This is a genomic window from Geomonas diazotrophica, assembly GCF_019063885.1.
Classification (GTDB): domain Bacteria; phylum Desulfobacterota; class Desulfuromonadia; order Geobacterales; family Geobacteraceae; genus Geomonas; species Geomonas diazotrophica.
On record NZ_CP077684.1, the window covers coordinates 2,003,042 to 2,019,831 of the forward strand.

A 16,790-nucleotide genomic window follows, 5' to 3' on the forward strand; every position below is an offset into this window, starting at 1 on the left:
CTCCTTTGCACCTTTCCGCCTTTTGGCGTAGGTGACTTGATGATTGCCCATGTCTCTTCGGTTTTGTATGACAGTACTTTAGTAATAAAATCAGCAATACGCCGACCTGGCGTGCGAGCCGGACAACCACCGTTGCACCGGCCGGGTGTAACGTGGCGGAACCACATAAACCATTGGAAAATATGTCATTGCAGAAACAAGCGGGGTGTCGCGGCAGGGAAGAGGGGGGAGACGCATTGAGGGGTGCAGTGCTTGCCACCCCTCAGAGCCTTTACCACAGTCAGACTGATGATGCTTACAGCGCGGTGTAGATTCCTGTTCCAGTTGCGTCGAGCTCAAGCAGATAGCCGACGCCGGTACCGGTGTAGGTGAGACGCACCTGCGACCCGTTCCCTCCGGTGAACAGCAGTTGCCCGGAAACGGGGTCGCCGTAGGTGTTGGTGGCGTTGGAAAGCGGAGTGAGGGTGGTCAGGGTGACATAGCCATAGTCAGGGTGGTAGAAGGTCCCCTGGATGGTTGTGGTGCTGTAAGAGACGACCGTGCTGAAATCCTTGTACCAGTAGGTCTTGCCGCTTGCCCCGTCGGTGAAGACCATCGACAAGGTGATGGTCTTGTCAACGTCGTTGACGATGCTCATCCTGCCTTTTACCGTGACCAGCACCCCTGCGTCAGAACCGTAACGTCCTCCTGGCTCTGCGATCTGCAGAGATGAAATGACGATGTTGAGCTGCTGCACCCCGCCGCCTCTTAGCGCAAGGACGGTACCGCTGACAGACACGCTACCCGAGATGATCACCGAGTCTGCGCTCGCCTGGTAAGCATTGTAGGTGAAAGTGGCCACAATTTTGCCCGTCGTGGTGTCCAACGTGCCGGCGTAGGTAAACGAGCCGGAGTAGCCATATTGGGTTCCACTGGTTGCTTCCGCGACGGTCTTGGCCAAGGCGGGTTTCTGTGCCATGGCGGCAACACTTTTTTCAAGGGCGTCGGAGAGCGATCTGATCCTGATAGAGTCTTCCGGCGAGGAGGCCGCCCTTTTGGCGATCCCCCCTAAAGCGGAGACACTGTCGAGGCCGTCGACGACATCCAGTGACATCACGGTCGCATTCCCCACGGTCAGGGCGGTAGGAGCAGTCTTCCCCGAGTAGCCCGACGTTTCACCGCCTCCTCCACCACATCCTGCCAACGCCGTCAGCGCCATCACCAGGGTTATCACGTTGGCCAACTTCTTAATCATCTCTCCCTCCTTTGTCCAAGTTGCAGCAATGATATATGAATCCGGAATTGAAGCCGCAGCAGGATACCATCTGGATTAATGATAAACAACGAAAAAAGATCAAGAAGAAGTAGGGAGACAGGCATCCTGCTACAGGAGATGCCGATCTTCCCCTGCCGCCCCCCTAACAGGCTACTGCCGTTAATTTAGGCGCCTGCTTTTTGGATTGCCCCTGGTCCCTGCCGCCGCCACCCGAACGACGCCTCCGTCGCGACCAACTTTTTTCCGCGTTTTTACAGTGGCTTGAGCGCTCGACTCCTCTCGTATACCAACCGTCGGCTCCTCCTGGCACAGCTCCTGCTGATCGGTCTGTACTTAGGCAGTTCCAGGGCAAAGGCGCCCGCTACGCTTTTTACACGAAGCATTGGCTTCGGAGGGAGGCGACATGGGTGAGCAGACGAAAGTATTTATCGGTGACACCACTTTGCGCGACGGCGAGCAGACCGCAGGCGTGGTCTTCAGTACCCGTGAGAAGATCGCCATCGCCAGACACTTGGACGCCATGGGGGTGCACGAACTGGAATGCGGCATCCCGGCCATGGGGGAGGAGGAGCGCGATTCGATCAGGGCCCTTGTCAGCCTGGGCCTGTCGGCGCGCCTCATCACCTGGAACCGCGCCCTGATTCCGGACATCGAGGCGAGCATCTCCTGCGGCATCGAGGCAGTGGACATCTCGCTGAGCGTCTCGGACATCATGATCGAGCACAAGATCAACAAGAGCAGGGATTGGGTGAAGGAACAGCTCAAGCGCGCGCTGGGCTTTGCCAAGGGGAAGGGGCTGTACGTCTGCGTCGGCGGCGAGGATGCCAGCCGCGCCGACGATCGCTTCCTGGTCGATCTGATGCGGACCGCGCGCGACCACGGCGCCGACCGTTTCCGCTTCTGCGACACCCTGGGCATCCTCGACCCCTTCGCCATGTACGAGAAGGTAGCGCATCTGAACGCGGCGGTTCCGGAACTGGAGATCGAGGTGCACACGCATAACGACCTGGGCCTCGCCACCGCGAACGCTCTCGCCGGGGTGAGGGGCGGGGCCCGCTACATCAGCACCACGGTGAACGGTCTGGGGGAGCGCGCCGGCAACGCCGCCCTGGAAGAGGTGGTCATGGCGCTCAAGGTGGCTTGCGGCGTCGACGTGGGCATCGACACCAGGCGCTTTCGTGCGGTCTCAAAGCTGGTGGGGCGCGCTTCCAACCGCGAGGTGCCGGCCTGGAAGGCGGTGGTCGGGGAAAAGGTCTTCTCCCACGAATCGGGACTGCACGCGGACGGGGTGCTGAAGGACCCGCGCAACTACGAGCTGTTCCCGCCGGAAGAGGTGGGGCTCACCAGGCACATCGTGGCCGGCAAACACTCCGGTACCAACGGGATCGTTGAGAGCTACCGCCAGATCGGCATCCCGATCTCCCGGGACGAGGCGCAGGAACTGATGGCGCTGGTGCGGAGCACCGCACAGCGCATCAAGGGACCGCTCGCCCCTAAAGACCTGCTCAAGCTGCACCAGGCCCGTTCGGTCTCGCTTGCCGCGTGATAGTGAGCTGTCCCCCGAACGGCCAAACGAGCTTCCGGGTGCTGCACAATAGTTAGGCAAATGCCTCGACAAAAAGCTCGGCGAATTGAAACTTGAAGGTTTTGTAAACGATATATCCCAGTAAAAGCGGCATCTTACAGCTTGGCACGGTAACTGCTAAAAGAGAATAAAACCGAATAAGGGATACACCGAGGTATTCCAACCAGAGCAAGAAGGCAAGGGCGCCACCGTAGCAATACGGAGCGCCTTTTTTATTGGAATGGGCCTCGAAAACCAAAAGAGCCCCGCGCCGCCTCAGGATCTGAGGAGAGCGGACGAGACCGGCGGGTTCGTCAGAGTGGCTGACGAAGTCGGTCAAGCGGTCACCGCGAGCATGGCGGCGGCAGCGGGGCACAAAAAAAGGAGAAGGAACATGAGACAGATCGCGATCTACGGCAAAGGCGGCATCGGCAAATCCACCACCACCCAGAACACGGTGGCAGGCCTGGCATCTCTCGGCAAGAAAGTCATGATTGTCGGCTGCGACCCCAAGGCTGACTCCACCCGTCTTATCCTGCACGCCAAGGCCCAGTCCACCGTCATGGATCTGGTCCGCGAACTCGGCACCGTTGAGGACCTGGAGCTTGATGACGTCATGAAGGTCGGCTACGGCGACGTCAAATGCGTCGAGTCCGGCGGACCGGAGCCTGGGGTTGGCTGTGCAGGGCGCGGCGTCATCACCGCCATCAACTTCCTGGAGGAAAACGGCGCCTACACCGAGGACCTCGACTTCGTTTTCTACGACGTCCTGGGCGACGTCGTCTGCGGCGGTTTCGCCATGCCGATCCGTGAAGGGAAAGCGGAAGAGATCTACATCGTGACCTCCGGCGAGATGATGGCAATGTACGCCGCCAACAACATCGCCAAGGGTATCCTCAAGTACGCCTCTTCCGGCAAGGTCCGCCTCGCCGGCCTCATCTGCAACGCAAGGAAGACGGACAAGGAGTTCGAACTGATCTCGGCTCTCGCCGCCAAACTCGGCACCCAGATGATCCACTTCGTGCCCCGCGACAACCAGGTGCAGCGCGCCGAGTTGCGCAGGATGACCGTCATCGAGTACTCCCCTGAGCACCCCCAGGCACAGGAATACCGCACCCTGGCACAGAAGATTTACGACAACAAGATGCTGGTAGTCCCGACTCCGCTGGAGATGGAGGAGCTGGAAGAACTGCTGATGGAGTTCGGCATCATGGAAGCCGAGGACGAGTCTATCGTGGGCGTGGCCGAGGCGGCAGCGGTTTAATTTTCTGCAGGGGCGGAATCGGCAGCCGTCCCTGAAAAGGAGCCTTATATGTCTGAAGCACCCGTAAAGAAGGTAGCAGGGATCACCAAGGAATCTACCCAGGCCATGATCGATCACGCCATGGAGATTTATCCGGATAAGGCCAAGAAGAAGAGGGCGCCGCACCTGGCTCCCAACGAAGGGGAGGGGGCCTGCGTCAAGAGTAACCGCAAGACCGTTCCCGGCATCATGAGCGCCCGCGGCTGCGCCTATGCAGGCGCCAAAGGGGTGGTCTGGGGGCCGATCCGCGACATGGTACACGTCTCCCACGGTCCGGTCGGCTGCGGCTGGTACTCCTGGGGCACACGTCGCAACCTCGTCACCGGAGTGAACGGCGTCAGCCAGTTCGCCATGCAGTTCACCTCCGACTTCCAGGAAAAGGACATCGTCTATGGGGGCGACAAGAAGCTGAAGACGCTTCTAAACGAGGCGCACGAGCTCTTTCCGCTCGCCAAGGGAATCTCGGTACTCTCCGAGTGCCCGGTAGGCCTCATCGGCGACGACATCAACTCGGTAGCCAAGGTCGCCTCCGAGGAGCTGCAGATCCCGGTCATCCCCTGCAACTGCGAGGGTTTCCGCGGCGTGTCGCAGTCGCTTGGGCACCACATCTCCAACGACACCATCCGCGACCACATCATCGGTACCCGCGAGTTCGCCGAGCCGGAATCCCCGTACGACATCGCCCTCATCGGCGACTACAACATCGGCGGCGACGTCTGGAGCGTTAAACCTCTGCTTGAGGAAATAGGTCTCAACGTCAAGGCGGTCTGGACTGGCGACGGCGAGCTGGAGAAGATCGCGGCGACCCACAAGGTGAAGCTGAACCTGATCCACTGCTACCGCTCCATGAACTACATGTGCCGCGTGATGGAAGAAAAATACGGCATCCCTTGGCTCGAATTCAACTTCTTCGGCCCAACCAAGATCCGCGAAAGCCTGAGGAAGATCGCCGAGTACTTCGACGACACCATCAAGGAGAAAGTGGAGGCGGCCATCGCCAAGTACGACCCGATCATGCAGGCGGTGATCGACGAGTACCGTCCGCGTCTGGAGGGTAAGAAGGTGATGCTCTACGTCGGCGGCCTGCGCCCCCGGCACACCGTGAACGCCTACGCGGACCTCGGGATGGTGGTGGTCGGTTCCGGTTACGAATTCGCCCACGGTGACGACTACGAGAGAACCTCGGTGGAGATGCCGGAAGCCACCGTCATCTACGACGACGCCTCCGAGCACGAACTGGAGCAGTTTGTAGACGAGCTGCGTCCCGACCTGGTCGGCTCCGGCATCAAAGAGAAGTACCTGTTCCAGAAGATGGGCATCCCGTTCCGCCAGATGCATTCCTGGGATTACTCAGGCCCATACCACGCCTACAACGGTTTCCCGATTTTCGCCCGTGACGTCGACATGGCCGTCAACAGCCCGACCTGGAAGCTCGTGAAGGCACCGTTTTAGAGGCAGATTAAGACAAAGATAAAGAGTAAGTAAAGACAGAGAAACAGTAGAACCGGCCTGTTTATGACTTCTTTATCTCAATCCTAATCAATCTGACTTACCGCCGTGCGACGGATTGGTCGCCGGCCTAAAGGAGCATAACCATGACTGCAGAAGCTGCCGTGAAATACGTCACCGAGATACCCGAAGAGGAAGTGAACCGGGTTTCCGCGTGGATCAATACCGAGGAGTACAAGGAAAAGAACTTCGCCCGCCAGGCACTGGTTATCAACCCGCCGCACGCCTGCCAGCCGCTGGGTGCAGAGCTCGCCGCGCACGGCTTCGAGGGGACGCTCCCCTTCGTGCACGGCTCGCAAGGGTGCGCCTCGTACTACCGCTCCACCTTCAACCGCCACTTCCGCGAGCCGGCTCCGGCGGTGTCCGACTCCATGACCGAGGACGGCGCGGTGTTCGGGGGACAGAACAACCTGCACGAGGCACTGGAGAACGCCTACACCATCTACAAGCCCAAGATGATGGCGATCTTCACCTCCTGCATGCCGGAGGTCATCGGCGACGACCTGACCGCGTTCATCAAGAACGCGAGGAACAAGGGGATCGTGCCGCAGGACTACCCGCTCCCCTACGCCAACACCCCGAGCTTCAACGGCTCGCACGTTCACGGCTACGACTCGATGCTGCTCTCCATCCTGCAGACGCTGACCGAAGACAGGAAAGTCGAGGGGCGCTGCACCGGGAAGCTGAACCTGATCCCGGGCTTTGACTGCAACACCGGCAACTACCGCGAGTACAAGAGGATCCTCAAGGAATTCGGCATCCCCTACACGCTGCTCGCCGATATTTCCGAGACCTTCGATTCGCCCCTGGACGGCACCTACCGTCCATATCCGGGAGGTACCAAGCTGGAGGACGCGGCGGATTCCATCAACGGCAAGGCGACTCTGACCGTAGCCCCCTTCGCCAGCTCCAAGACCTTCAGCTGGATCAAGGACAACTACTCCGGCATCCACGCATCCCTGCCGACACCGTTCGGCATCGCCAAGACCGATGCCCTGCTGCTGAAGCTGTCCGTGCTGTTCGGCAAGCCGGTGCCGGAGTCGTTGAAGGCCGAGCGCGGCAACGCCGTCGATGCCATGACCGACGCGCACCAGTACATCCACGGCAAGAAGTTCGCCCTCTACGGCGACCCGGATTACCTGTTGGGCTACGTCTCCTTCCTGCTGGAGATGGGCGCCAGACCGCACCACATCCTCTGCAGCAAGGGCACCAAGAAGGTTGAGAAAGAGATTCAGGCGCTACTGGACGCGTCCCCGGACGGCAAGGGGTGCAAGATCTACATGGGCAAGGATCTCTGGCACATGAGAAGCCTGCTGATGACCGACCCGGTGGACGCCATGATCGGCGACACCCACGGCAAGTTCGCCGCACGCGACGCCAAGATCCCGCTGTTCCGGTTCGGCTTCCCGGTCTTCGACCGTGTCAACCTGCACCGTGCTCCCTTGATCGGCTACCAGGGCGCCATCAACATGCTGACCACCATCTGCAACAAATTCATCGAAGTCCGTGACGAGACCTGCGATGACCGTCACTTCGAGATGATGAGATAACAAAACCAGGGACTAGGGGCTAGGGGCTGGCAACAGGCGGCCAGCTCTGCCAGCCGCCTGACGGGGTTTGACTTAACTAGCCCCTAGTCCCCAGTCCCTAGCCCCTGCTTTTACCGCTTCTAAAGGAGGCTCCAATGGCGAAGCCGGATTGGTACGACACGACAGATTGCGACACACACGACGCCGGGGCTCCCAAGTTCTGCAAGAAATCCGAACCGGGCGAGGGGACCGAACGAAGCTGCGCCTATGACGGCGCGCGCGTGGTCCTCATGCCCATAACAGACGTCATCCACCTGGTGCACGGCCCTATCGCCTGCGCCGGGAACTCCTGGGACAACCGCGGGGCCCGCTCCTCGGACTCCCAGATCTACCGCCGCGGCTTCACCACGGAGATGCTGCAAAACGACGTGATCTTCGGTGGCGAGAAAAAGCTGTACCGCGCCATCCAGGAACTGGCCGGGCGCTACCCGGAGGCGAAAGCGATCTTCGTCTACGCCACCTGCGTAACCTCCATGACCGGCGACGATATCGAGACCGTCTGCAAGGCCGCCGCTGACAAGGTTAGCGTCCCGGTCATCCCGGTAAATACGCCGGGTTTCATCGGTGACAAGAACATCGGCAACCGCCTGGCGGGCGAGACCCTCTTCAAATACGTGATCGGGACCGCCGAGCCCGAGTACACCACGGACTACGACATCAACCTGATCGGCGAGTACAACATTGCCGGGGATCTTTGGGGGATGCTGCCGCTCTTCGATCAGCTTGGCATCCGGGTTCTCTCCTGCATCAGCGGCGACTCGAAGTTCGAGGACCTCCGTTACGCGCACCGCGCCAAGTTGAACATCATCGTCTGCTCCAAGAGCCTCACCAACCTCGCCAAGAAGATGCAGAAGAACTATGGCATCCCATACCTCGAGGAATCCTTCTACGGTATGACCGACGTGGCCAAGGCCTTGCGTGACATAGCGCGAGAGCTGGATGCCCGGGTCAGCGGCCTGGAAAAAAGTGTGATGCAGGACCGGGTAGAGCGACTGATAGAGGAAAGCGAATCGGCCTGCCGCGCCGAACTTGCTCCCTACCGCGCCCGATTGGAAGGGAAGAGGGCGGTGCTCTTTACCGGCGGAGTGAAGACCTGGTCCATGGTCAATGCCTTGGCCGAGCTGGGAGTCGAGATCCTCGCCGCCGGCACCCAGAATTCCACCCTGGAAGACTTCTACCGTATGAAGGCTTTGATGCACGAGGATGCCTCCATCATCACCGACACCAGCACCGCCGGTCTTCTCTCCGTGATGTACGACAAGCTCCCCGACCTGATCGTGGCGGGAGGCAAGACCAAGTACCTGGCGTTGAAGACCAAGACCCCGTTTTTGGACATCAACCACGGCCGCTCGCATCCCTACGCCGGATACGCCGGCATGGTCACCTTCGCCAAACAGCTTGATTTGACGGTGAACAACCCGATCTGGCCGGCTCTCAACGGCAAGGCGCCCTGGGAGAAGGATGCTGCAGCGTTGGAAGCGGACCTTGCCCTCACTACGGGACACGCGGCCCGCCTGGCCGCCATGGACATGAAGGAATCGCGGGTCAAAGTGCCGACCAAAAACGCGACCGTGAACCCGCAGAAGAACTCCCCGGCGCTAGGGGCTACGCTGGCGTACCTCGGCATCGACGGGATGCTCGGGCTTTTGCACGGAGCGCAGGGATGCTCCACCTTCATCCGGTTGCAGCTTTCGCGGCATTTCAAGGAATCCATCGCGCTCAACTCGACCAGCATGAGCGAGGACGCCGCCATCTTCGGCGGCTGGGAGAATGTGAAGGCAGGCCTGAACCGGGTCATGGAGAAATTCAAGCCGGCCGTGGTAGGGGTGATGACCACCGGCCTGACCGAAACCATGGGGGACGACGTCAGAAGCGCCATCGTGCAGTTTCGTGAAGCGCACCCCGAGCATTCCGATATTCCCGTGATTCACGCGTCCACCCCGGATTACTGTGGCTCGATGCAGGAGGGATATGCCGCGGCGGTAGAAGCGATCGTTGCCACCGTTCCGCAAGGCGGTATCGCAATACCTACACAGGTAAATATCCTGCCAGGGTGCCATCTAACTCCTGCGGAGGTGGAAGAAATCTCGGAAATATGCCGTGCATTCGATCTCGATCCGCTGGTGGTTCCCGACATCTCCAACGCACTGGATGGCCATATCGATGCCACTGTTTCGGCCTTATCCATTGGAGGGGTCAGCGTCGAGAGGATCAAGGCGGCGGGCAGCAGTGTGGCCACCCTGTACTTCGGCGATTCGCTGGCCGACGCCGCCGGCATCCTCGGAGAGAGGTTCGGCATCCCCAGTTACGGATTCATGTCGATAACAGGCCTCGTCGAGTCCGATCTGTTGATGACCACGCTCTCGGCGGTATCCGGACGGCCGACGCCGGAGAAGTTCAGACGTTGGAGAAGCCGCCTCATGGATGCCATGGTCGATTGCCACTATCAGTTCGGGCAGAAAAAGGTCGCGCTGGCCCTTGAGGCCGATCACCTGAAGGGGATGACCGCGTTCCTCGCCAGTCTCGGCTGCGAAATCCACGTCGCCATCGCGGCAACCAGGACCCGAGGACTTGACTTGTTGCCGGTCGAGAATCTCTTCGTCGGGGATCTCGAAGACCTCGAGCAGACGGCGGCGGGGGCGGATCTGCTGGTGGCCAATTCCAACGGGCGCCAGGCCGCGAAGAAACTGGGCATCGGCGCACACCTGCGCACCGGCATGCCGGTGTTCGACCGGCTCGGCGCGCACCACAAGATGTGGGTCGGCTACCAAGGGACGCTCAACCTGATATTCGAGCTGGCCAACATCTTCCAGGCCAACGCCAAGGAAGCGCAGAAACTGGCGCACAACTAGGAGGCAGATTAAGTCAAAGATTAAGACTAAGGGAGATCTGTTCTACTTAATCGTTATCTTAATCGCAATCTACATTTATGAGGCAGATTAAGACAAAGATTAAGATTAAGAGAGATCGGTTTTACTTAATCTTTATCTTAATATCAATCTAGATTTAAGGAGACCGAGCTATGAAGATCGCTTTTACCAGCAGGACAGGCGACACCATCGATATGCACTTCGGCCAGGCGGACTCGTTCCACATCTGGGAGGTGGGGCCGGATGAGGCACATTACGTCCAGACCCTCTCCGTCGGCGAGCATGGCAGTGACGAGGAGGACCGCATCGCCGCGCGAGCGAACCTTCTCTCCGAGTGCGCCATCGTCTATACCATGCAGATCGGCGGGCCGGCTGCGGCAAAGCTGGTGGCCAAGCGGATCCACCCGATGAAGACCAACGTCGAGGTGGGGCTGAAGGAGTCCATCGAGAAGATGCAGGAGGTGCTGCGGGGCAACCCGCCGCCGTGGCTGCGTAAGGCGATGAACAAGGACAACGTGAGCTCGTTCCTTGACGAGGACTAGTCTCCCCCTCCTTAACTCTCAACCTCGGGGGAGGAGGCCAGGCCGGCGAAGCGCGCGAAATATTCATCCAGTGCATTAACTGTCGACTGACAACTACATAACAAAAGGAGAATCACCATGGCTTACATCACAGGCTTGACCAAGAGCAAGAAAGAGTGGACCCCCGAATTCATCGTCGCCATTGATGACGAGACCTGCATAGGCTGCGGCCGCTGCTACAAGGTCTGTGCTCACGACGTGCTGAGCTTTGAAGAGGTGGACGAGGACGATTCGGCGAAGATGTTTATGAAAGTGGAGAATCCCGGCAACTGTATCGGCTGCGGTGCCTGCGGCCGGACCTGCTCCAAGAAGTGCTTCAGCTTTGCCCCGATAGAGGCGTAAGAACCGTCCCTCCCTTTCCCTTGGTTCGTTCCCCGGATATCGGAAATTGCGCGCGGACTCCCCCCTCCCACAAAGGGAGGGGGGGATTTTGATGGAGGTTAACCATGCTTTTCGCTGTAGCATCCAAAGATGGCAAAGAGGTCAACCAGCACTTCGGGCACGTCGAGCGTTTTCTTATCTACCGGGTGGAGGACGATGAGGTGACCTTCCTGGAGGAGCGGCCTGTGGAGAAATACTGCCGTTTCGATCCGGACCATCCGCTGCGCGCCCATACGCTCAAAGACACCGCCGACGCCCTCATAGGCTGCCGTGCTGTGGTCTGTTCGATGATCGGGGAAGCTCCGAGGATAGAACTCGACCGTCTGGGGGTAGAACCGTATGTAGTCGAAGGCGAGATCGAGCCCATCCTGAAGGATCTCGCCAAGGTGCTGTAGATGCTGGTCGTGCTTTTTCTCTCTCAATCTGAGTCTTAATCTCAATCTGATTTAGTGGTGATTCAATGGAGAATTCATTCAACCACTGCAACCTCCCCCCTTGGGTCATCGCCTCCCGCCATTTCAACGACAACCCGCAGCCCTTGGAAATCCAGGGGGTGCGCGCTGTTAACCGCTTTTTCTTCGACAAGCTGGCGGGCATCGAAACGCACGAGGAACGCGCCTCGGTCTTCAACGATTACATGTCGGTGAAATTCCAGTTGCACCAGTGGCAGCAGGAGACCGCAACGGCGCGCAAAAGTCTGAAAAACAGCTACCTGCGCTTTCTCAGGGGATGGATGATGGATTCCAACTCAGTGGAAGGCGCGGTACTGAAAGGGTGGGTGGAGAGCAGGATGGGGCTGCCCCCGACCTTCCACAACGTGCGCATCGCAGGGATACACGACGAGAATTACCTGCAGTATGCGGTCGACCGCACTAAGGGGAGCGCGCGCACCTCGGCCATCAATTCCCAACTCGACCTCCTCTACGAATACTCCCAGTACGAGCTTGCCAAGAGGTACCCCGACCGCAAGCATCTCACCTTGTATCGCGGCACCTTCGACCGTTCCGAATACGATGTCCTGGAGACGATTTCAAAACGAGAAGAGATGGTTCGCCTTAACAACCTCAACTCCTTCACCACCGACGAGGAGCGCGCCTGGGAGTTCGGTTTCGTCGTGTGGCAGGTACAGGTCCCGCTGGCGAAGGTATTCTTCTACAGCGAGCTGCTACCGAACTCAATACTGAAGGGGGAGGGGGAGTGTCTCGTAATCGGCGGTGAGTACCGCGTCAAGCGGCTCATGTGCACGGTTTAGACAGGGGGGCGAGAACTCGTCGAACGCGGTAAATGATTCGTCAACCGCAATAAACGAGTCATCAATCGCGATAGATGAGTCATCAACCGCGATAGACGAGTCGTCGAACGCGATAGACGAGTCACCGGACGCGATAGGCGAGTCATCAAACGCGATAGACGAGTCATCAAACGCGATAGACGAGTCGTCGAACGCGATAGACGAGTCACCGGACGGGGTAAACGAGTCACCGGACGCGATAGGCGAGTCATCAAACGCGATAGACGAGTCATCGAACGGGGTAGGCGAGTCATCGAACGGGGTAGACGAGTCATCGAATGCGGTAAACGAGTTGTCGAACGCGATAGGCGAGTCACCGAACGCGATAGACGAGTCACCGAGCGCGGTAAACGAGTCATCAACCGCATTCAACGACTCGTCTATTGCGGTCACCGATCATCGCCTGCCACAGACTTCAACAAGGGCGACATGCACACCAGTTGTTCGGCAAGATCATAAATTTCGACAACCAACTCCTTGGCCAGCTTCTTTTTCCACCGGGACGGGATTGCCTCTTCTCCATAATAGGCTCCTGCTATGGCTCCTGCTATGGCTCCGGTCGTGTCCGCATCGCCTCCCTGGTTGACGGTTTCCACGATACACGCTTCAAAAGAACGGGACTTGAAGAAGCAGTGGAATACGGTCTGCATGGTGTCTACTACGTAACCGGATGCCAAGCCTTTGTATGGTTCGAAAGAAAACGAGGGATGCGCGGAGATGAGCTCATCGGCTTGCCGCCGCAGTTGAAGCAAGGATCGCCCGGTCAGCGCCAGATGTAGCAAACGTCCAAGATATATCGAAGCCGCGTCAGAGTAAGGATGGTTGTGTGTAAGATGGGCTTGTTGCAGGATAATACGCTCCAGTAGCTGGTCATTTCCCAAGGCACAGAGCGCGACAGGCAGGGTCCGCATAGCTGCGCCGTTGCCGCCATCCCACTCGTTTGGAGGGGTCTCCAGCAGCCCGCGCAACATGTAATTCCTTATGCCTCGCCGGCACGTGTCACCAACATCGATAGGCTTCGATTTGAGCCACCCGGCAAGGTGATCAGCCGCCGCCTGCAGACTCCACGCTCCTTCCTTTACGGTTGCCCGCGCCAGACACAAGGACATCTCGGTATCGTCTGTCACCTGCCCGGGCTTCAACCTGAGCCAACCGCCTCCCACCATCTCCTTCAGGACCCCGTACTTGTCCCTGATCTCCCCACGAGTCATGAACTCTACCGGAGCTCCCAGCGCATCACCAACCGCCAACCCGAGGAAGGCGCCCCGGGCCCGACTGATAAGGTCGCTATGTGCGGAAGAAGTGGTCATGGGCATAACTGTGCAATAACCAATCCGTTGTACCGGGCGGTTCGCTGAATGTTGCTGAGCCCCTTTCTTCGCATGCTTTCGCGGTGTCAGGCGCCAGAGTGAGAGGAGGGGTTGCTGCCGCGACCTTAGGCAATGCCCAAAAAATAGTCGGGCACAGGTGGCTGGAGGCTGGGAAGAATTGGAAGAGAGCAGGTGGGGCGTCAGTCCTTCAAACAAAACCACGGCGATGGGTACACATGCCCCATTCAACCTGAATGCTGCAGCTAAAGCATCTATTCTTCATACTTTTTCTTCCGGTCCTTCACCCATGCCATTATCAGCCATTGGAGCTGGAGAACACTGTAGACAGCACGGCGCGTAACCAATGGCACGCTAAATGCTCATATGGAGGCAAAGGTACAACGATGTATCTAATACAAGCGACGGCAACGATGCCCGGCGGATAGAGATATCCGACCGGGCATTTTCGTTTTCAGGCCCGCCTGAAAGGATCAAGGAGGATGACATGGCAACCTCGTGCGAAAAGATGAAGAAGATTCAGGGACATCCCTGCTTCGGCGGCAACCATCACAAAAACGGCAGGATGCACCTGGCGGTGGCGCCGAAGTGCAACATCAAGTGCGGCTACTGCACCAGGCGCCACGATTGCGCCAACGAGTCCCGCCCCGGCGTGACCAGCCGACTGCTTTCACCCGAGGAGGCGATCGTCAGGGTGCGGGAGGTTATGGCGAGCCCGGTGACCGGCCCGATCATCAAGGTAATCGGCATCGCGGGCCCAGGCGATCCCCTCTTCAACGAGGAGACCTTCGAGACCTTCCGGCTGGTGGACCGAGAGTTCCCCGACCTTATCAAGTGTATGAGCACCAACGGGCTTTTGCTGCCTGACAAGATGCCCGTCCTGAAGGCGCTGGGGCTGCACAGCCTTACCGTCACCCTCAACACGCTGGACCCGGAGATTGGCGGCAGGATCTACTCCTACGTCCACTACCGGGGTACGACCTACAGCGGCAAGGAGGCCGGGGAGATCCTGGTTCACAACCAGCTCGAGGGGATACGCCAAGCGGCGGAACTGGGCATGACCATAAAGATCAACACCGTACTGATCCCCGGGGTCAACGACTCGCAGATACCGCTCATATCCAAGCAGGTCAAGGAACTTGGGGCCTTCGTGATGAACATCATGCCGCTGATACCGCAGGCGGATTTTGCACACATAGAGCCGCCTTCCGCGGAGCGTTTGGACGCGCTGCGCAGCGACAACGAGAAAACCATAGGACAGTTCAAGCATTGCAAGCAGTGCCGTGCCGACGCGGTAGGACTGATCGGCGAGAATCTGCAATTGGCAGTGGCAACGGCAGATTGATCATGTTGAGCCCGTTCCTTGACTCCGATATCGGCCACTTCCTCGCGGCGGCGACGAGTGAGGGATGGATCTGCGGGAAGTGGGAGATGGAATTCCTGCTGCAGACCTTCCCGCAGGGGTGTCTGGTCAAGCGCGCCGACAGTGAGCTGCAGGGGTACATCACCTCGCTGCGCCACGACAAAAGCGGCTGGATCGGTAACCTCCTGGTGGCGCCCGAGTCACGCAGGGGCGGTATAGGTACGGAGCTGATGCAGGGAGCGTTGCAGGCCTTACTCGATGCCGGCGTAGAAACGGTCTGGCTGACGGCCTCTGCAAAAGGGGTGGAGCTTTACAAGAAACTGGGCTTTATTCCGGTCGACAGCATCAACCGCTGGGTGGGGGAGGGGGGCGGTGGCCGAAGCTGGTCTCCGGCGGCACCCTGCGACACGGAGATGATCCGGCACGTGGACAGCGCCGGGTGGGGCGACCGTCGTGATGCACTGCTGGCCGTAACCGGCAACCGCGGGCACGTCATCTGCGGTAATCACTCGTTTGTCTGCATCCAGCATTGGGAGCAGGGGACACAACTCGGGCCTTGGGGAACCCTCTTCGAGGGACATGCGGCAGCGCTTCTCGAGTCGGCCCTGGCCGCGGCCGGAACCAATGTATTCCTGGATGTTCCGGCAGGCAACCTGATGGCTGCAGCTTTGTTGACCCGCAAGGGTTTTTCGATTCGGGGAAGCAATACTCTCATGTACCTTGGCGCCAAGCCAAAGTACTCGCCACATAAGGTTTTCGCTCTGGCGAGCATGGGCAGTATGGGGTGATTTAAAGATAAAGCGGTAAAACGATACTCCAATAAAGACATAAACCGGTAAGTATGGCTTCGAAACTTAGAACTGCTTCGACAAGGAGGGACGCATGTTAGTCGTCGCCTGCATAAAGCAGGTTCCGGATACCACGCAGGTGCAGATCGATCCGGTAACCAACACTCTCATAAGGGACGGCATACCGTTCATCATCAATCCGTATGACAGCCATGCCCTCGAAGAGAGCCTGCGCCTTAAGGACAACCACGGCTTCAAAGCGGTGGCACTATCCATGGGACCGCCCAACGCAGAGGCGACGCTGAGGAAGGCGCTGGCGCTGGGCGTCGACCGCAGCATTCTCCTTTCCGACCGCGTCTTCGGCGGAGCCGATACGCTCTCGACCAGCAATGTGATCGCGGCCGCCATAAAGAAGCTGGGCGAACAGGAAGAGGTGTGCATCGTCTTTTGCGGCAAGCAGACCATAGACGGCGACACTGCCCAGGTGGGGCCGGGCATTGCGGTTCGCCTGGGGTACTCCCAGCTGACCCTGGTGGACCGGATCGAAAAGATCGACCTGGTACAAAAGACCATCGTGGTGCGCCGCAAGCTGGAGGGGCGTTACGAGATCGTCGAGGCGCGGCTGCCAGCCATGATTACCGTGGTGCGCGAACTGAATCGGCCGCGCTACCCGACGGTGCCCATGCGGCTTTCCTCCGCAAAGGCGCAGGTGGAGTGCTGGAGCAACGAGCAGTTACAGTTGGACGTGAACAGCGTAGGACTGAAAGGCTCCCCCACCTGGGTAAGCCGCATCTTCTCTCCGGAGCGCAAGGAAGGGGAGATCATTGGCGACGGCATGAACGATCCGGTTGGCGCGGCGAACCTGCTGCTCGAACGGCTGATCGACGGCGACATGCTGGCAGTATAGGCGTCCCCCCTTGTCGGACCGGTCCGACAGGTCTGACTGGTCCGACTGAATTCAAAAACAA

Annotated in this window: 15 protein-coding genes; 12 read left to right on the forward strand and 3 right to left on the reverse strand. The window is 59.0% G+C overall.

Annotated features, from left to right (window positions below):
• Positions 1-295: 295 nt before the first annotated feature.
• On the reverse strand, positions 296-1,234 hold the full coding sequence (locus KP003_RS08760; RefSeq protein WP_216499298.1) for a hypothetical protein: 939 nt from the start codon (positions 1,232-1,234) through the stop codon (positions 296-298).
• A 424-nt stretch (positions 1,235-1,658) separates the two neighbouring features.
• On the opposite strand from KP003_RS08760, the gene nifV reads away from it, so the two are divergent.
• Positions 1,659-2,801, forward strand: a complete 1,143-nt coding sequence (gene nifV, locus KP003_RS08765; RefSeq protein ID WP_216499297.1) for a homocitrate synthase — start codon at positions 1,659-1,661, stop codon at positions 2,799-2,801.
• 52 nt (positions 2,802-2,853) lie between these two features.
• Here nifV and KP003_RS08770 read toward each other — a convergent pair whose 3' ends face one another.
• Complete coding sequence (locus KP003_RS08770; RefSeq protein WP_216791609.1) at positions 2,854-3,159, reverse strand: hypothetical protein; 306 nt, start codon at positions 3,157-3,159, stop codon at positions 2,854-2,856.
• Between the two features lie 54 nt (positions 3,160-3,213).
• Between KP003_RS08770 and nifH the strand changes: the two genes are divergently transcribed.
• The 8 genes from nifH (at position 3,214) to KP003_RS08810 (ending at position 12,304) form a co-directional block, all read left to right on the forward strand.
• Positions 3,214-4,083, forward strand: coding sequence for a nitrogenase iron protein (gene nifH, locus KP003_RS08775; RefSeq protein ID WP_216499296.1), 870 nt, complete (start codon positions 3,214-3,216; stop codon positions 4,081-4,083).
• Between the two features lie 48 nt (positions 4,084-4,131).
• Entirely contained in the window at positions 4,132-5,574 is a 1,443-nt protein-coding gene (gene nifD / locus KP003_RS08780; RefSeq protein WP_216499295.1) for a nitrogenase molybdenum-iron protein alpha chain, read from the forward strand.
• Between the two features lie 143 nt (positions 5,575-5,717).
• Positions 5,718-7,181 (forward strand): nitrogenase molybdenum-iron protein subunit beta, encoded by a 1,464-nt coding sequence (nifK, locus tag KP003_RS08785; protein WP_216499293.1) that lies wholly within the window; start codon positions 5,718-5,720, stop codon positions 7,179-7,181.
• Between the two features lie 134 nt (positions 7,182-7,315).
• Complete coding sequence (locus KP003_RS08790) at positions 7,316-10,072, forward strand: bifunctional nitrogenase iron-molybdenum cofactor biosynthesis protein NifEN (RefSeq protein ID WP_216791611.1); 2,757 nt, start codon at positions 7,316-7,318, stop codon at positions 10,070-10,072.
• Positions 10,073-10,242: 170 nt separating this feature from the next.
• Positions 10,243-10,632: a nitrogen fixation protein NifX gene (gene nifX / locus KP003_RS08795; protein ID WP_216791613.1), complete on the forward strand. Its 390-nt coding sequence runs from the start codon at positions 10,243-10,245 to the stop codon at positions 10,630-10,632.
• A 117-nt stretch (positions 10,633-10,749) separates the two neighbouring features.
• Positions 10,750-11,013, forward strand: a complete 264-nt coding sequence (gene fdxB, locus KP003_RS08800) for a ferredoxin III, nif-specific (RefSeq protein ID WP_216499290.1) — start codon at positions 10,750-10,752, stop codon at positions 11,011-11,013.
• Between the two features lie 104 nt (positions 11,014-11,117).
• The gene (locus KP003_RS08805) at positions 11,118-11,447 is read left to right on the forward strand and encodes a NifB/NifX family molybdenum-iron cluster-binding protein (protein ID WP_216499288.1); all 330 of its coding nucleotides are present in this window, start codon (positions 11,118-11,120) and stop codon (positions 11,445-11,447) included.
• 65 nt (positions 11,448-11,512) lie between these two features.
• Positions 11,513-12,304: an NAD(+)--dinitrogen-reductase ADP-D-ribosyltransferase gene (locus KP003_RS08810; protein ID WP_216499287.1), complete on the forward strand. Its 792-nt coding sequence runs from the start codon at positions 11,513-11,515 to the stop codon at positions 12,302-12,304.
• A 428-nt stretch (positions 12,305-12,732) separates the two neighbouring features.
• Here KP003_RS08810 and draG read toward each other — a convergent pair whose 3' ends face one another.
• Positions 12,733-13,653: an ADP-ribosyl-[dinitrogen reductase] hydrolase gene (gene draG, locus KP003_RS08815; RefSeq protein WP_216499285.1), complete on the reverse strand. Its 921-nt coding sequence runs from the start codon at positions 13,651-13,653 to the stop codon at positions 12,733-12,735.
• 505 nt (positions 13,654-14,158) lie between these two features.
• Between draG and KP003_RS08820 the strand changes: the two genes are divergently transcribed.
• From KP003_RS08820 to KP003_RS08830, 3 genes are all read left to right on the forward strand, one after another.
• Positions 14,159-15,016 (forward strand): radical SAM protein, encoded by an 858-nt coding sequence (locus KP003_RS08820; protein WP_216791615.1) that lies wholly within the window; start codon positions 14,159-14,161, stop codon positions 15,014-15,016.
• Between the two features lie 2 nt (positions 15,017-15,018).
• Positions 15,019-15,822 (forward strand): GNAT family N-acetyltransferase, encoded by an 804-nt coding sequence (locus tag KP003_RS08825; protein WP_216499283.1) that lies wholly within the window; start codon positions 15,019-15,021, stop codon positions 15,820-15,822.
• Positions 15,823-15,916: 94 nt separating this feature from the next.
• Complete coding sequence (locus KP003_RS08830; RefSeq protein WP_216791616.1) at positions 15,917-16,729, forward strand: electron transfer flavoprotein subunit beta/FixA family protein; 813 nt, start codon at positions 15,917-15,919, stop codon at positions 16,727-16,729.
• Positions 16,730-16,790 lie beyond the last annotated feature (61 nt).

Bases quoted from the DNA above. Each gene is read 5' to 3' on its own strand.
- KP003_RS08760 (WP_216499298.1), bottom strand. From the start codon at position 1,234: ATGATTAAGAAGTTGGCCAACGTGATAACCCTGGTGATGGCGCTGACG.
- nifV (WP_216499297.1), top strand. From the start codon at position 1,659: ATGGGTGAGCAGACGAAAGTATTTATCGGTGACACCACTTTGCGCGAC.
- nifH (WP_216499296.1), top strand. From the start codon at position 3,214: ATGAGACAGATCGCGATCTACGGCAAAGGCGGCATCGGCAAATCCACC.
- nifD (WP_216499295.1), top strand. From the start codon at position 4,132: ATGTCTGAAGCACCCGTAAAGAAGGTAGCAGGGATCACCAAGGAATCT.
- nifK (WP_216499293.1), top strand. From the start codon at position 5,718: ATGACTGCAGAAGCTGCCGTGAAATACGTCACCGAGATACCCGAAGAG.
- KP003_RS08790 (WP_216791611.1), top strand. From the start codon at position 7,316: ATGGCGAAGCCGGATTGGTACGACACGACAGATTGCGACACACACGAC.
- nifX (WP_216791613.1), top strand. From the start codon at position 10,243: ATGAAGATCGCTTTTACCAGCAGGACAGGCGACACCATCGATATGCAC.
- fdxB (WP_216499290.1), top strand. From the start codon at position 10,750: ATGGCTTACATCACAGGCTTGACCAAGAGCAAGAAAGAGTGGACCCCC.
- KP003_RS08805 (WP_216499288.1), top strand. From the start codon at position 11,118: ATGCTTTTCGCTGTAGCATCCAAAGATGGCAAAGAGGTCAACCAGCAC.
- KP003_RS08810 (WP_216499287.1), top strand. From the start codon at position 11,513: ATGGAGAATTCATTCAACCACTGCAACCTCCCCCCTTGGGTCATCGCC.
- draG (WP_216499285.1), bottom strand. From the start codon at position 13,653: ATGACCACTTCTTCCGCACATAGCGACCTTATCAGTCGGGCCCGGGGC.
- KP003_RS08820 (WP_216791615.1), top strand. From the start codon at position 14,159: ATGGCAACCTCGTGCGAAAAGATGAAGAAGATTCAGGGACATCCCTGC.
- KP003_RS08825 (WP_216499283.1), top strand. From the start codon at position 15,019: ATGTTGAGCCCGTTCCTTGACTCCGATATCGGCCACTTCCTCGCGGCG.
- KP003_RS08830 (WP_216791616.1), top strand. From the start codon at position 15,917: ATGTTAGTCGTCGCCTGCATAAAGCAGGTTCCGGATACCACGCAGGTG.